14 protein-coding genes are annotated in these 15,423 nt (G+C 49.1%); 3 read left to right on the forward strand and 11 right to left on the reverse strand.

All coding sequences use genetic code 11. The features are described from left to right. Positions 1–129: 129 nt before the first annotated feature. From purH to dusB, 3 genes are all read right to left on the reverse strand, one after another. A complete protein-coding gene (gene purH, locus B2739_RS13715) occupies positions 130–1,707 on the reverse strand; it encodes a bifunctional phosphoribosylaminoimidazolecarboxamide formyltransferase/IMP cyclohydrolase (RefSeq protein ID WP_331346415.1) in 1,578 nt (525 codons plus the stop codon). Between the two features lie 145 nt (positions 1,708–1,852). Next, positions 1,853–2,146: a DNA-binding transcriptional regulator Fis gene (gene fis / locus B2739_RS13720; RefSeq protein ID WP_331346416.1), complete on the reverse strand. Its 294-nt coding sequence runs from the start codon at positions 2,144–2,146 to the stop codon at positions 1,853–1,855. After that, a complete protein-coding gene (gene dusB, locus B2739_RS13725; protein ID WP_331346417.1) occupies positions 2,143–3,132 on the reverse strand; it encodes a tRNA dihydrouridine synthase DusB in 990 nt (329 codons plus the stop codon). The genes fis and dusB overlap by 4 nt, the downstream gene beginning before the upstream one ends. Before the next feature lie 41 nt (positions 3,133–3,173). On the opposite strand from dusB, the gene B2739_RS13730 reads away from it, so the two are divergent. Beyond that, entirely contained in the window at positions 3,174–3,356 is a 183-nt protein-coding gene (locus B2739_RS13730) for a hypothetical protein (protein WP_331346418.1), read from the forward strand. On the opposite strand, the gene B2739_RS13735 is transcribed toward B2739_RS13730, so the two are convergent. The 7 genes from B2739_RS13735 to B2739_RS13765 form a co-directional block, all read right to left on the reverse strand. Then, positions 3,346–4,305: a hypothetical protein gene (locus B2739_RS13735; protein WP_331346419.1), complete on the reverse strand. Its 960-nt coding sequence runs from the start codon at positions 4,303–4,305 to the stop codon at positions 3,346–3,348. The genes B2739_RS13730 and B2739_RS13735 overlap by 11 nt on opposite strands. 54 nt (positions 4,306–4,359) lie before the next feature. Further along, the gene (locus B2739_RS13740) at positions 4,360–5,763 is read right to left on the reverse strand and encodes a DUF3426 domain-containing protein (RefSeq protein ID WP_331346420.1); all 1,404 of its coding nucleotides are present in this window, start codon (positions 5,761–5,763) and stop codon (positions 4,360–4,362) included. Positions 5,764–5,941: 178 nt separating this feature from the next. Further along, the gene (gene prmA / locus B2739_RS13745) at positions 5,942–6,823 is read right to left on the reverse strand and encodes a 50S ribosomal protein L11 methyltransferase (protein WP_331346421.1); all 882 of its coding nucleotides are present in this window, start codon (positions 6,821–6,823) and stop codon (positions 5,942–5,944) included. 101 nt (positions 6,824–6,924) lie between these two features. Next, entirely contained in the window at positions 6,925–8,265 is a 1,341-nt protein-coding gene (gene accC / locus B2739_RS13750; RefSeq protein ID WP_331346422.1) for an acetyl-CoA carboxylase biotin carboxylase subunit, read from the reverse strand. A gap of 58 nt (positions 8,266–8,323) precedes the next feature. Next, a complete protein-coding gene (accB, locus tag B2739_RS13755; protein ID WP_331346423.1) occupies positions 8,324–8,788 on the reverse strand; it encodes an acetyl-CoA carboxylase biotin carboxyl carrier protein in 465 nt (154 codons plus the stop codon). A 65-nt stretch (positions 8,789–8,853) separates the two neighbouring features. Beyond that, on the reverse strand, positions 8,854–9,291 hold the full coding sequence (gene aroQ, locus B2739_RS13760) for a type II 3-dehydroquinate dehydratase (protein WP_049630272.1): 438 nt from the start codon (positions 9,289–9,291) through the stop codon (positions 8,854–8,856). A gap of 323 nt (positions 9,292–9,614) precedes the next feature. Beyond that, complete coding sequence (locus B2739_RS13765) at positions 9,615–11,429, reverse strand: protein-disulfide reductase DsbD (RefSeq protein WP_331346424.1); 1,815 nt, start codon at positions 11,427–11,429, stop codon at positions 9,615–9,617. Positions 11,430–11,630: 201 nt separating this feature from the next. On the opposite strand from B2739_RS13765, the gene B2739_RS13770 reads away from it, so the two are divergent. Together B2739_RS13770 and waaA are read left to right on the forward strand one after the other, a co-directional pair. Next, on the forward strand, positions 11,631–12,362 hold the full coding sequence (locus B2739_RS13770; RefSeq protein WP_331346425.1) for a hypothetical protein: 732 nt from the start codon (positions 11,631–11,633) through the stop codon (positions 12,360–12,362). Continuing rightward, positions 12,362–13,657, forward strand: coding sequence for a lipid IV(A) 3-deoxy-D-manno-octulosonic acid transferase (gene waaA / locus B2739_RS13775; protein WP_331346426.1), 1,296 nt, complete (start codon positions 12,362–12,364; stop codon positions 13,655–13,657). The genes B2739_RS13770 and waaA overlap by 1 nt, the downstream gene beginning before the upstream one ends. A 78-nt stretch (positions 13,658–13,735) precedes the next feature. Here waaA and B2739_RS13780 read toward each other — a convergent pair whose 3' ends face one another. Continuing rightward, positions 13,736–15,100, reverse strand: a complete 1,365-nt coding sequence (locus B2739_RS13780) for a TolC family outer membrane protein (protein WP_331346427.1) — start codon at positions 15,098–15,100, stop codon at positions 13,736–13,738. Between the last annotated feature and the right edge of the window lie 323 nt (positions 15,101–15,423).

The raw sequence follows: 15,423 nt of genomic DNA on the forward strand, positions 1-15,423 counted from the left end.
AAGTTGTTCATGTAGGTTGGGGTGAGGAGTGAACTCCAACATGACCCTGTAGCTGTAACCAATGTTGGGGTTCGCAAGCTCACCGCCAACCTACAAAAGCAATATCGCAATTGATTAATAATCTGGTTATTAATGACGGAAGTGACGCATACCGGTAAATACCATTGCCATGCTGTGTTCGTCAGCGGCGGCGATCACTTCTTCATCGCGCATTGAACCGCCGGGTTGAATCACGGCAGCTATACCGACTTTGGCGGCGTTATCTATACCATCACGGAAGGGGAAGAAGGCATCGGATGCCATAACCGAACCAGCCACTTGCAGGCCAGCGTGCTCAGCTTTAATCGCAGCGATACGGGCAGAGTTAACACGGCTCATTTGGCCTGCGCCTACACCAATGGTGCGATTGTCTTTTGCATAAATAATCGCGTTGGATTTAACAAACTTGGCCACTTTCCAGGCGAATAATAAATCGCGAATTTCTGCTTCAGTGGGAGCGCGTTTGGTGACGATTTTAAGATCGTCAGCGGCGATAACGCCCATGTCACGATCTTGCACTAGCAGGCCACCGTTGACACGTTTGTAATCCAAGCCGCCGATGCGCTCGTTGCCCCAGTCACCACAGGCCAATACGCGCACGTTTTGTTTTGCTTTGGTAATTTCCAGCGCTTCTGCTGAAATGCTGGGTGCAATAATCACTTCAACAAATTGACGGGACACAATCGCTTCGGCAGTTTTTGCATCCAACTCGCGGTTAAAAGCAATAATGCCACCAAAAGCGGATTCAGTATCGGTCGCGTAAGCCAGCTCGTAAGCTTCCAGAATATTGGCGGCAACACCTACACCACAGGGGTTGGCGTGTTTAACAATTACGCATGCAGGTTCATCAAAAGATTTAACGGTTTCCAGTGCCGCATCGGTATCTGCCACGTTGTTAAATGACAGCTCTTTACCTTGCAATTGTTTTGCAGTGGCAACGCTGGCTTCCTGCGCATTTTTTTCAACGTAGAAAGCGGCTTTTTGATGCGGGTTTTCACCGTAGCGCATTTCTTGCGCTTTAATGAACTGAGTATTAAAGGTGCGTGGGAAATCAGCACTGCCACCTTCAACCATACGGCCAAAATAATTCGCGATGGCGCCATCGTAAGCAGCAGTGTGTTCGTAGGCTTTAATCGCCAAATCAAAACGGGTTTTTAACGAGGTGCAGCCGTTGTTGGCTTGCATCTCAGCGAGAATCGTTGCGTAGTCAGCCGCGTTAACCACGATGTTGACGTGTGCGTGGTTTTTCGCTGCGGCGCGCACCATAGTCGGGCCGCCGATATCAATATTTTCTACCGCATCTTCCAGCGAACAATCTTTATTCGCGACGGTTTTTTCGAAGGGGTAGAGGTTGACCACTACCATGTCGATAGCATTAATACCGTGTTCGCGCATGATCGCTTCATCTGTACCGCGACGCCCCAAAATGCCACCGTGAACTTTCGGGTGCAGGGTTTTAACGCGGCCATCCATCATTTCGGGAAAACCGGTGTAGTCAGAGACTTCAATAGCAGGGATCTTGTTGTCGGTCAGCAATTTAAAGGTGCCGCCGGTGGATAAAATTTCCACGCCTTGGGCGTGCAGCGCTTGGGCGAATTCAACAATGCCGGTTTTATCCGAGACACTGATAAGGGCGCGTTTTACGGCAACAAGATCAGAAGTAGACATACACAATTCCTGTAGATGTGAAAGTTGTAGATGTGAAAGTTAAAGCGGAAAACGGGTGTACAAAAAAATAAGAATTGCTAAAAAGCAAAAGGGGTGGAAACGAATTACCACCCCCTTTTTTATGTGCCATGCGGCGCTGGAGAAATTACAGCAGGCCGTATTGCTTCAATTTTTTACGCAGAGTGCCACGGTTCAAACCCAATACTTGCGCAGCGCGTGTTTGGTTATGACGGGTGTACTTCAATACGATTTCAAGCATCGGGGCTTCTACTTCAGCGAGAACCATTTCATACACATTACTAACGTCTTGGCCGTCGAGGTGTTTGAAGTAGTTTTCTACTGCTTGCTCTACGCAGCCGCGCAGCGATTGAGCCTGGGTTGGTTGTTGTGGAGCAGCTTGTGCTGGAGTTACATCAGCAAAGAAAGTTGCGGTATTCATGCGGCTTTTTCCTCTTTCGTAAGCAGCTGTTCAAAGAAATTTTGAATGCTGGTTTGTTGTTCTTCTGCATTATCTATAGCGTTAAAGGTTTTGCGAAATACTTCGCTGCCTGGGACTGTCTGCAAATACCAACTCGCATGTTTGCGTGCGATACGCGGCCCCATAAACTCACCATAAAAACGGTATAGCTCACACAGATGGGTACATAAAATATCCCTGATTTCTGTCAGGGATGGTTCGGGTAATTGCTCACCGGTACGCAGGTAATGCGCAATTTCCCGGAAGATCCAGGGACGGCCTTGCGCGGCGCGCCCAATCATCACTGCTGCTGCACCTGTGTGATCCAACACAGTTTTGGCTTTTTGCGGTGAATCTATATCGCCATTGGCAAATACCGGAATTTTCACAGCATTCACTACACTGGCGATGGTGTCGTACTCGGCCTCACCCAGAAAAGCGTCAGCGCGGGTGCGACCGTGAAGTGCAAGTGCTTGTATGCCTGCATCTTCAGCGATGCGTGCAATACGCACAGCATTGCGTTCTTCATGGCTCCAGCCAGTGCGAAATTTCAAGGTGACAGGAATCTCCACCGATTTCACTACTGCCTGCAAAATCTCTGTTACCAGTTGTTCGTCTTTTAACAGTGCCGAACCTGCGGCTTTTTTGCATACTTTTTTAGCGGGGCAACCCATATTGATATCGATAATCTGGGCACCATTAGCGGCGTTGAGGCGCGCGGCTTCAGCCATCATCTCCGGGTCGCCACCGGCAATTTGCACTGCAATCGGCTCGATTTCACCCGTGTGGTCCATCCGTAAGCTGCTTTTGCGGCTACTCCACAGGGTGGAGTCAGCTGTTAGCATTTCCGATATCACCAACCCTGCACCTAAAGATCGACACAATTGCCGAAATGGTCGATCAGTAACGCCTGCCATGGGCGCGAGAATAACCTGACTGTCGATGCAATAGGAGCCAATAGTAAACACGTGATTGGGTGTCGTGGTTGTGGCAATGACCGGCTAAAAAAGTGCACAAAATTTGTGCTGCAGCCCTGCTTAAAAGGGTCGCCATAATACCCGTTTGGGCAGGTGTTGGGAATGTAAAAAATACAAAAAATGGTGTTTTTTTGAGCGATAAAAAAGCGTTTTTTAGTCTGTTTGTATTGCAAAAAATAATTATTTGGGGCAGAGGAGGGGGATTTATTGGTTAACTGGATCGTAAAGGTAGGTTTCGTAGTCACGAGCCAGGTGTTTGATCGATGGATTTTCCATTTTGATGATATTGCGCTCTTTCAATTTTGCCTGTTGTAGAGGTTGTATATGGCGCTTGCGCCATAGGTCATCAAAAGAGCTGTCTTTAAAAGCGATATCCAGTCCTTTTTGGATGCGGTTAAGTGCTGCCTGACTGTTTTTATGGGCAAAGAAAAACTTGGGTAGAGGATAATAGAGTGCCATGTAGGCATCGCTGCTAAGTCCCAGGCTACTTTGGTGTTGGGCTTCGAAATAATATTCCAGTGGGCCGCGGCAAAAGAAATCGATCCTGCCGGCTTTGGTCATGCGAAAAAGGTTAACAACACTACTACTTTCGACTACCGCAAGGTTGTTGTGGCGCAATACTTTGGCATCACTCCAGCCAATACCGACACCAAAATCATAGTGTTTAAGTTGATGTATACGTGTGAGGTTTTTGGTTTGTTCTTTTAGCTCGTCGCGCATAAAACAAATCCGGTAACTGAGCGCGCCCCGATCCAGTGGAAAGGGAATGTAGATCAGTTTTTCTTGTTCAGCTAGCTCATCCTCGTAGCTCATTTGCAGAACCAGATTGGGGTAGTTGTCATGGCTGAGCATAACCAGCGTGCGGGCGCGGTTCATTGGCGGGATACCGCGCAGTTCATAAGGGCCATATTCCTTGGTGGTTTTATCCAGTGCCAGTTTCAGTATTTCAACTTCGTGCAATATCCGTTCTTTGCTGTTTAGTTCCGGGAGCTTATGGGTGATAACCAGAGGAGGTATAGATGTAGCCAGTTCTGGTGGTTGTGTGTTTGCGCAGGTGCCGAGTGGGATCAGGCAAAGGAGGCTCGCCGCGATGTATCGCTGGCCAAAAGAGGTGTAGCGCTTCAGGAGCGGCGATATGTACCTACTGATAAAAGCGGATTCCATATTCTGTATCCCACGGGGTTGCAGCCAGTGTGGCTGCCTTGGAAGTCCTATTCTTTATGGTTGGTTGCTGACAATTTGGATGTAGTAATTCACGGCTTCAGCGCCGGGATCTACCAAGTCTAGACTGATATAAACTTTTTGGTTTTGTGGCATCAACTGTTGTCCGGCCATTTCTCCCCCTAGGTATTCCTTGGGCGTAAAGCGACGTGCCGCAACATGGTTTTCATTGATGTCAGTGAACACCAGTTCCAGGTCGGGGAAAGGTTGTTCAAAAGGGGCGTTATTGATGATTAATACGTCCACTTCCAGCGCATCGGGAACCTCTTTGTTCGTCCGCACAGAAAGGTTGGAGGTGATGATCCGGCTAGTATCAACCAATGTAGGTACCTGACATCCAATATACGGGCACAAAAATACGTAGCCTGTGCGATAGGGTTCGACACGGCTGAAGTAATCAAATTTAAACCAACCCACTTGTACTATCAGTGCTATCAAGGCGAGACAACTGAGTGTCGGCCATAGCTTGCTTTGGTACCAGCGGCGCATGCGTTTGGCAGTGAACTCAATAGGTGCTGGCATGATGTTCATTAATAACGCCGAGCGTGAGTTGTCATATGCGCGTATCTTGGGTTGTGTTTTTACTTGGCGTTTTGACGTTTCTTCTTCTTTGGGCGGTGGATTTTCGTCCGGCTCCGCAAACAGTTTGGGGTCGGGTGTGGTCGAGGTATTGTGATTTGCCGGTGCAGTGAAACCTTGGTGGCTGGGGATATTAGCCAGTTCGTCGCTCAGTATTAAGTCATCATCAGATCGGGTTTGTTGTGGTGCATCTTCGGGTTCACCTACCAGGCTAAATACCAGACCGGGATTGGTGGTTGGTGAGCGGTTTGCCGAGGGCTCGGCTTGCATAGCCATGCTACTGGCCAGTTCGTCATCTGCCAGTTGTTCTTCAGTTTTGGGTTTAATGACAGCTAGTTGAGGTGTGTCATCTTCCTCATCTTCAATCAGCATTTCCGCCCAGGATTCATCGGCAGTGCTGTTGGTATCCTCTTCCGGGTCTTTATCGCGTAACTTGCGTTCGAACAGGGAAACCTCTGGTTTGGGCGCCATGTCTATATCCATAAAGCCATCGAATTCGTAGCTCTTGGTGTCCGATTTCGTGTCATCCATGTCATCGCTGATAAGAATATCGTCTGTTTGATCCAGAGAGGATTTGTCGATCACCCGTATAACCGGTTGTGGTTTGATGGCTGTTTTGGGTGTTGGGGTGGCCGGCGGTTGTGATTGGGTTGCCGTTTTTGTGGTCGGGGTAGTTACCAAATATTCCTGAGCTTTGAATACATGCAAACAAGAGCCACAGCGGACGGCACCTTTTGCGGATTGCAGTTGGCTTTGGGTGATACGAAATGCAGTTCCGCACTTGGGGCAGCGAGTAATCATTGGGTTGCTGGGCGATGTCATAGTTGATTTGCTCTTAACACCTGAGGTTTGAAAAGCCCGGATGCCTTTTTATCAGTATTTTACAGTTTAAGGTTTGCAGCTCAATGTGTTGCAGTGTAACCAGCGGGAAGCTCAGGGTAAATTCCAGCGACAATGCGGATTTAGGCTCCGCATCGGCAATGCCAACTGGCTCACTTTCTTAATTGACTTTTGTAGCTGTTAATCTTACCCACTCCTCATGCTCTGCAATCGGGTCGAATATAAACCAGGGTTCATAGGCCGCCATGACAGTTTTGGCTTGAACGGAAAGTATCCCTGACAGGCACAATTTCCCGCCTTTTTTGGTCATAGCACTGAGTGATGGGGCCAGCTCAGCCAATGGGCCTGCAAGGATATTCGCAAGCATGACATCGACTTGAGGATTTGGGCAGTCCGGCGGCAGATATACAGGCATGGCATCGGCAGGCAAATTGTTGCGTTTGGCATTTTCGGTGGTGGCGAGCAGCGCCTGTGGGTCTATATCGACACCGATCACTTGTTTTGCACCTAACAAAAGCGTTGCTATGCCGAGGATTCCCGAACCGCACCCATAGTCGATAACCGTTTTGCCGGTGAAGTCCTGCTGGTCGATCCACTGCATACATAAGAAAGTGGTGGGGTGAGTGCCGGTGCCAAAGGCAAGGCCAGGGTCAAGCATCAGGTTCACTTTGTCTGGTTCAGGCGGTGTTTGCCAGCTTGGGCAAATCCACAGGCGCTCTCCACAGCGGATAGCGTGGTAGTTACTCATCCATTCCCGCTCCCAATCCTTATCTTCCAGTTGTTCCCAGGAGTGTTCAGGCAGTGGGTTGCCGAAACGGCGTTCGGCGAGTGCGATAGTGTTTGCAGTGTCGATTTCTGCATCAAACAAACCGGTCATTTTTACACTGTCCCATAGCGGGGTTTCTCCCAATCCTGGCTCAAGGATGGGTTGATCGGCATTGTCTTGCAGTGTTACTGATGCAGCACCGCAGGCGAGCAAAGAGTCTTCAAGCGAGCTGACGTAACGGCGTGGAGTGATGATTTTCAATTGCAGCCAAGGCATAGGAACTCTGCTGTTAATAAAAGAAATATTGGATTTAATGTGATGCAGATTAAAGCAAAAAGGGCGCGATCAATCGCGCCCTTTCGGTCCACTGGCACATTTTATTCGGCCAGTTTCTTTTCCAGATAATGGATGTTCACGCCACCTTTGCGGAATTCGGTGTCGCGTACCAACATCTGTTGCAATGGAATGTTGGTGCGAATGCCATCCACAATGGTTTCATCCAGTGCATTGCGCATACGGTTCAAGGCAATTTCGCGCGTATCACCGTAGGTGATGATTTTAGCGATCATTGAGTCGTAGTTTGGCGGCACTGTATAGCCGTTATACAGGTGTGAATCTACACGCACACCCAAACCGCCGGGAGCGTGGAAGCCTTTTACCAAGCCGGGGCAGGGCATAAAGGTTTTTGGGTCTTCAGCGTTAATCCGGCATTCAAATGAATGGCCGCGAATAATGACATCGGATTGTTTGATCGATAGAGGCAGGCCTGAGCAGACGCGGATTTGCTCTTTGATCAAGTCGATACCGGTCACCATTTCAGACACCGGATGCTCAACCTGGATACGGGTGTTCATCTCGATAAAATAGAAACGGCCATCTTCGTACAAAAACTCAAAAGTGCCCGCGCCTTTGTATTTGATATCGATACACGCTTTTACACAGGCAGCATAGGTTTGCTCGCGAACTTCCTGAGGAATCCCGGGGGCCGGCGCTTCTTCCAATACTTTTTGGTGGCGGCGTTGCAAGGAGCAGTCGCGGTCACCCAAATGGATTGCATTGCCCTGGCCGTCAGAAAGGATTTGCACTTCTACGTGACGTGGGTTCTGCAGAAATTTTTCCATGTATACAGTGCCATCACCAAATGCCGCTTTGGCTTCGCCTTGGGTTACATGGATAGAGTTGATCAATGCAGCTTCGGTGTGCACTACGCGCATACCGCGACCGCCGCCGCCTGCCGCGGCCTTGATGATAATCGGATAGCCGATACGCTTGGCGATTTTCAGGCATTCTTCCGGATCATCCGGCAGTGGACCATCGGAGCCTGGAACGGTAGGAACTCCCGCTTTTTTCATTGCTTTGATTGCTTCTACCTTGTCTCCCATCATGCGGATAACGTCAGGATCCGGGCCGATGAAAGTAAAGCCACTTTTTTGCACTCGCTCAGCAAAATCAGCATTTTCAGCAAGAAAACCGTAACCCGGGTGAACGGCTTCGGCATCGGTAATTTCCATGGCGGCGATAATGGCCGGTACATTCAGGTAGCTTTTGGGTGATGGATTAGGGCCGATACAAACGGACTCATCCGCCAGACGTACGTGTTTCAAATCGCGGTCAATCTGTGAGTGCACGGCAACAGTCTTGATGCCCAGCTCCTTACAGGCGCGCAATACGCGCAACGCGATTTCGCCACGGTTGGCGATCAAAATTTTATCGAACATAACTCTGTTCCTCAGCGATTAGTGATTGGATTGTCGCTGCGACAACCGCAATAGTTGATTAAGCAATGGTCACTAAAGGCTGATCGAATTCAACAGGGTTACCATCTTCAACCAGAATCGCCTCGATAACACCAGCTTTGTCGGCTTCGATCTGGTTCATCATTTTCATGGCTTCGATGATACAAATAACGTCACCAACCTTAACGTGTTTGCCAACTTCAATAAATGAAGGTGAGCCTGGGCTTGGTGAGCGGTAGAAGGTGCCAACCATAGGTGATTTCACTACGTGGCCAGACACAACAGGTGCGGCAGCGGGAGCTGCAGCTGGGGTGGCGGCAGGTGCAGCCATTGGAGCGGCAGGTGCAGCGGGTGCTGCAAAAGCAGGTGCTGGTGCGTTGAAGTATTGAGTGGTGCCGCTATTGCGTGCAATACGAACAGATTCTTCGCCTTCTTTGATTTCCAGTTCGCCGATGTTGGATTCTTCCAACAGCTCGATCAGTTTTTTAATTTTGCGAATATCCATAAAGTCCTCTCTGCAGCAAGGTATGTGGTGGTTGGTGATGGCCGCATTGGCCACATGAATGAAAACTACTTAACTAATTTGAATGCAGCTTGTAATGCCAGGTCATAACTGGTGGCACCAAAACCGCAGATGACGCCTTGGGCAACATCTGAAAAATAAGAGTGATGGCGAAACGCCTCACGCTTGTGGACGTTTGACAGGTGTACTTCGATAAAAGGAATGTCCACACCCAGCAGGGCATCGCGCAGTGCGACACTGGTGTGTGTAAAAGCGGCAGGGTTGATGATAATGAAGTCGACCCCTTCTTTGCGCGCATCATGGATACGGTCAATTAGTTCGTATTCAGCGTTGCTTTGCAGGGTTTGCAAATGATGGCCTGCTGCTTGCGCGGTTTGAGCCAAATTGCGGTTGATGTCTTCGAGGGTGGTAGCGCCATAGATGCCTGGTTCGCGCAACCCAAGAAGATTCAGGTTGGGGCCATGAAGTACCAAAATGGTTGCCATTAACACTAATCCTGCGGTGATTTTCTGGTTTTATGCTGTGACTGGCGGGGAAATGCCTGGTTCAGCTTGCCGGGGATTTCAAAGTGTGGGGAGTTTGCCGCAAAAATGTAGGTCTGTCCACGATAACGGCGAAATTTTATTAATATGACAGAAAATGCCTGCAAGATTGCAGAAGTTAGTCGTTAGGGTTGTAAAAATAGGCACGGAAATAGCTGTTTTGTTCGATTATCCCGACATCTTGCCCTCATGTTGGCAGCAAGATGGGGGAACTTGAGATAAAAAGCATCAAAAATGAATCATCTTCTGCAAAAATCGTCGAAATGCTATTTTATTTCGCCCTGCATTGCGTTTGCCAGTATTTCCGGTGTCAGTAATTGGGGTAAAACAGCGGCTCTTTCATTGCTTCCAGCGGGAAACCACAGATATAAAGGAACACCGCTGCGACCATATTCTTGCAAAAGTTCGGTGATTTTCGGGTCGGTATTTGTCCAATCGCCTTTAAATGTTGCCACATTGAGCGCGTCAAATAGTTGCTCGGCGGCATCGGTGTGCAGTGCGATGCGTTCATTGGCCAGGCAGGTAAGGCACCAATCTGCAGTAAGATTGATGAATACCGGGCGGCCGTCTGCACGCGCTTGGGCGACTGATTCGGGCGAATAAGATTGCCAGCGATCAGTTGCGAGTGTGCCTTGATTGCTATTTGAGCTCTGCCAAACCAGAACAACTGCCAATATCCAGCTAGTTGCAATACCCAAACGGCGGATTGATTGCCAAATACCAGTGGTGGAGCGTGCCAGTAACCAGCAGCCGAACGCAATTGCGACCGCCCCTACACAGAGTGCGGCCATGCCGCTGACGCTTGTCTGGCGGCCAAAAACCCACAATAACCAGATGGCGCTCAAGTACAGCGGAAAGGCCAAAAATTGCTTGAGATTATCCATCCATACCCCGGGTTTCGGGAGCCGGGTGGCTAATGCAGGTAAATAGCAGAGTAGCAGCAAGGGCAGAGCCATGCCGAAACCCAGTGCCGCAAAGACGGCGATGCATAAGATTGCAGGTTGGGTAAGCGCAAAGCCCAAAGCGGCTCCCATAAACGGTGCGGTGCAGGGGCTTGCGACAACTGCGGCGAGAACTCCGGTAAAGAAGGAGCCGCCAAGACCTGATTTTTGGGTCAAGTTTTGTCCGGCACCCATTAGACTGGTGCCGATATTAATGACTCCTGACATGCTCAGTCCCATCACAAAAAACAAATAGGCGAGCGCGGCGATCAATTCCGGCGACTGCAGCTGGAAGCCCCAGCCGATAGCTTCACCTCCTTTGCGGGCAAGCAATAACGCAATCGCAAACCCTACAAAACAGAGCACAATGCCTGCTGTATAAGCCCAGCCATGGATCGCCAGTCGCTTTCGGTCAGCTGCAGCCAGGCTCATCACTTTAATAGACAGCACTGGAAATACACAGGGCATTAAATTCAGGATAATCCCTCCCAGCATCGCCAGAATCATGGCCTGTACAATCCAGCCAGACCCGGCTTCTGGCTCAGGCATGTTTGCAGAAGGTGTTGTGGTTGGAGGCGCGACGGCTGGCGACCCGGTTGCTGGAGATGCGGCCGTTTGCTCCATTACCAATGCATTAGTGGGATCTACTGAGAGTGTTTTTTTCTGCGGAGGATAGCAAAGGCCGGCATCGGCACAGCCCTGATATTCGATATTCAAGGCAAAAGGGGTGGCGATAGTATCCAAGTCAAAACTAACGGTCACTCCGTGGTAGTGCACCATGGTCTCACGTTCGAACAGCTCGTCATACTTCATTTTCCCGGGGGTATATACAGGTGTGAGCGCAATCTCCTGATCTGTTTTGAACTTGAAGCGCTCCTCATAGAGGTAGTAAGCCTCTGCAATAGACCAATGCAGTAAAAGCTTTCCGTTTTCGATGGTGTAGCTCGGAATGAACGCTTGTCCGACAGGTAAAAATTCGTCCTGGGCGACCAGTTGGTTGCTCAGCGTGGAAGGCGATTGGTTAAAACTCTGGTTCTTAGGGGCAAAAGGGTCATCTGCTGCGTTTATGGAAAGACTGATGGCTAGCAAACCGGCAGGAAGCAGCAAAAAAAGGCGTGAAAAAAGGTGTGAAAGTATCATGATTTTTCTGGGTCTAATTGATAAGGCCGGGATGTCGGCGCGACTGAGTTACAGTAACATACGCGGCCTATGGACACTGGGCAATGCCTATCATTCCCTTGATCTGTGAATTTATCTTTTTTTACCTGCAGTGTTTACTGTCAAACACAATCAGTTCCTGAATATATCTTGTTGCTTATTTAAGAGAAGAGAGTTGCCACTATGTTGACGGTTGTTGGTCGCCTTGGATTATTGATGGTGATGGCGTTTAGCTTGAGCGGCTGCCAAACACCATTTTGGATGAATCAGAAAAAAGCACCGGCACCTGCTCCCGCTCCGGTGGTGCAGAAGCCTCAGGTGACTACCAAAGAACAGCAGGTTGTGAAGATGTTGATCCTCAACGGTGAATACACGCTATCGCAAGATCAGTTGCTGACACCGAAAAATGACAATGCCTATGATTACTTTCGGGCGGCGCTCAAATTGGATCCGAACAATCAACGGGCGAAAGGTGGTTTGCAAGGTATTGTCATGCGCTATGTGGATTTGGCCCGTCAGGCTGCAGCGCGAGGAAATTATTCGCAAGCGACTACTATGCTGAATAACGCGCGTATTGTTGATCCGTCGAATTTATTGATTAAAGAAGTGTCCAGCGCGCTGACTGAGCAAATCAAGGCGGCTCCTCCGGTAGAGCCTTATCGTGGTGGTGCGAATGATTTTTTGTTGGATGCCAGTTTGTTAGGCAAGGATGATCCGCGCATACTTGCCAAGCTCGCCGAAATCGCTAATAAGCTCAAAGCCAGCAATAGTTTGGCAATTATTATTGCCCGGACCGATGTGGAAGGGCGTTGGATTTACCAAAAAATGCGCGATGCAGTTCCAGGATATCGCGTACGTGGGGATATAAAACTGGGTAGCCCGGCGCGCGTACAACTGACTCCGGCTGCGCACTGATGATGCGTTTTCTATACACGGTTGTTTTTTATTGTCTGCTTCCCGTTATTTTGTTGCGCTTACTGTGGCGTTCGGTTTCTGCGCCGGCTTATGCCCGGCGTTGGGCCGAGCGTTTTGCATTCTTCCCCGCGCTGGCCACCTCTAAAAAAATAATCTGGTTACACACAGTATCGGTAGGGGAATTTTTGGCAGCATTGCCGATGATCCGCCGTTTGCAATCCAATCCTGCGATTCAATTAGTGATTACCACAACAACGCCCACCGGTTCCGAGCGTGTGCGTTCGGTCTTGGGTGATTCAGTTTTCCACGTGTATGCGCCTTATGATTTACCTGATGTTGTTGCACGTTTCTTGTGTCGCATCAATCCTTCAGTGTATTTAGTAATGGAAACCGAACTCTGGCCAAATACCTTGGCGGCGTGTGCCAAACGTAACATTCCGGCGTTGCTGATTAATGGACGCCTGTCTGCGAGGTCGGCGCGGGGTTATGACCGTCTTTCTCAGTTAACCGCTCCCATGCTGCAACATATTTCTACTGCGTTGATTCAAAATCACATCGATGCGCAACGTTTTATTGAATTGGGCTTGCCGCAATCCAATATTGTGGTGACAGGTAATATTAAATTCGATTTAACGTTGAGTGATGAATTAAAAAACCAAGCGCAATTATTGAAATCCTCGCTTTCAAATAACGGCCAACGGTTGATTTGGATTGCAGCTAGTACTCACCAAGGTGAAGATGAAATTATCCTTGATGCCTTTGCCCAGCTGCGTGAACACAAAGCCCAATCAGGTGAAAAAACATTACTTGTTCCTCCGTTATTGATTTTGGTTCCGCGGCATCCCGAGCGGTTTACGCGAGTGGGTCAGCTTTGCACTAGTCGCGGTTTTAACACAGTTCGCCGCAGCAGTGGCGTATTTACAGCAGATATGGACATTTTGTTGGGCGATACCATGGGCGAGTTACTCCTGCTGTTTGGTGCGAGTGATATTGCGTTTGTAGGTGGTAGTTTAGTTCCCAATGGCGGGCACAATTTTATCGAGCCAGCTGCATGGGGATTACCTTTGCTAAGCGGTGAGCATGTCTTTAATTTTGCAGAGGTATCCCAGTTGATGATTCAGGCCGATGCGCTGCAAATAACAGGCAATGCAAATGAATTGGCGCACGCCGTGATGGCTCTAATGCAAGATGCCGCCCTGCGAAATAATCGCGGTGAAAATGCATTGCGCGTAGCACAGGAAAATCGCGGTGCGCTGGATAAAACGCTTGCAGTGATTGAACGCTATTTGCAGTAAATATTATTGGGATTCAAAAACAAAAATGCCGGGTTAATTGCCCGGCATTTTTGTTTTTTCTATCGTGTTAAGCGATGTTTAGTTTTCGTATTGGCTACGGCTCACTAAAGAATCGTCGAGCAACCACTTGTCGATTTCCTGCACATCAGCGGGTGTCAACATGCCAGCGACTTCACGCAATTTGATAGTGTCAATCACGTAGTCATAAAGCGCGTTGGAATAATCGCGGCGCGCTTGATAAAGGTTGCGCTGTGCGAGTAACACTTCAACCAGGTTGCGTGTACCCACCTCATAGCCCGATTGCGTTGCTTCCAATGCGGACTGGTTGGAAATAATTGCCTGCTTGCGTGCTTGTACTGCGGCAACGTCAGTTTCAACAGACAAATGCAACGCACGGGTATTTTGGATTACGCTACGTTGCGTGCTGTTATATTGCTCCTGCGCTTGATTGTATTGTGCGTATGCTTGACGGCTGCGCCCCGTTGTTGCGCCGCCGCTGAATATCGGCACGTCCAGGCGCAAGTTGACAGAAGTGCCATCGGTGCTCCCGTCTTGTGGAATGCCGGTGCGGACGCCATCCGAATCATAATCAGAATAACCCAGGGAGGCCCCAAGGGTTGGCAAATGGTTTGAGCGGTTAGCTTTGGCGTTTTGCAAGGATGCATCAGCCTGTAGCTTGGAGGCTTTCAGGTTGTAATTGTTTTTGAGCGAGAACTCTACCCACTCTGCGCGATTGGCGGGTGTTGGTGTGACAACCGGAAATTTGGCTGACAAAGGGGCAACTTTGTCTTCCGGCTTGCCGGTCAATACTTCAAGGGCCTCATAATTGATACCCAGATTACCCCGCGCTTCCAGTGTTGAGGCTCTGGCGCTGTCAAACGCGGCTTGAGCTTCATGGACTTCGGTGATTGCCGTCAAGCCCACTTCGAAGCGTTGTTTGGTTTGTTCGAGTTGTTTTGCCAATGCTTTTTCTTCCGCAATGGTAGCTTCCAATGTTTCAATCGAGCGCAGCACATTGAAGTAGGCTTCTGCGGTACGAACAATCAGGCTTTGCTGGTCAGCACCGAATTGTGCTTCTGCTTGCTCGCTTAATTTGCTTCCCTGTTTGTACACATACCAGGCAGACATATCAAATAGCGGCTGATTTAAAGTGACATCCCAACCAGTGGAGTCGATGTCGGTCTTTGCTGTCGTGTTGTTAAGACGATTTACCGAATCCTCGTCGGTGTTACCGTATTGCGCTTTAGCGTTAATTTGCGGAAGCAGGCCAGAGCGACCGATGGTTTTGTTTTGCAATCCTGCTTCATATTTGGCTTTGTCTGCTTTTAGTTGGGAGTCGTTTTGCAAAGCAAGTTCATAAACGTCCAACAGGCTGTTGGCGCTGGCAGTTAACGGTGCCAGAGAAAAAAGGCTGATGAGCAAGTAAAGCTTGGTCTTTTTCATAAAAGGTTTCCAAAGTCCAGAGTTGAGAATTCCAGTTCAACATCCGGCAGATGAGCGCCTGATGTTTATGGCCGCGAGGGCCTTATTAAATAGCAGTGTGCGTGGAGTGTAGCCGCTTGCTGCGATGGGGTCGAGAAGTGCGCGGAGGTTCACTGGTTAAAAAGGGTAAAACGCACCCGGGTTTGCGTGAAGTTACAAATGTAAGCTCAGCCGCATATTTACCTTTCTAGATCCTTATATACATCCGCATCATATCTGCCCACACAGCTTTAGACGCGCGTGTCCATCTTATAGATTCATCCTGCAAAAAAATGTCAGTGACT

Origin of the sequence: Cellvibrio sp. UBA7661, assembly GCA_002483365.1 — a bacterium.
GTDB lineage: Bacteria > Pseudomonadota > Gammaproteobacteria > Pseudomonadales > Cellvibrionaceae > Cellvibrio.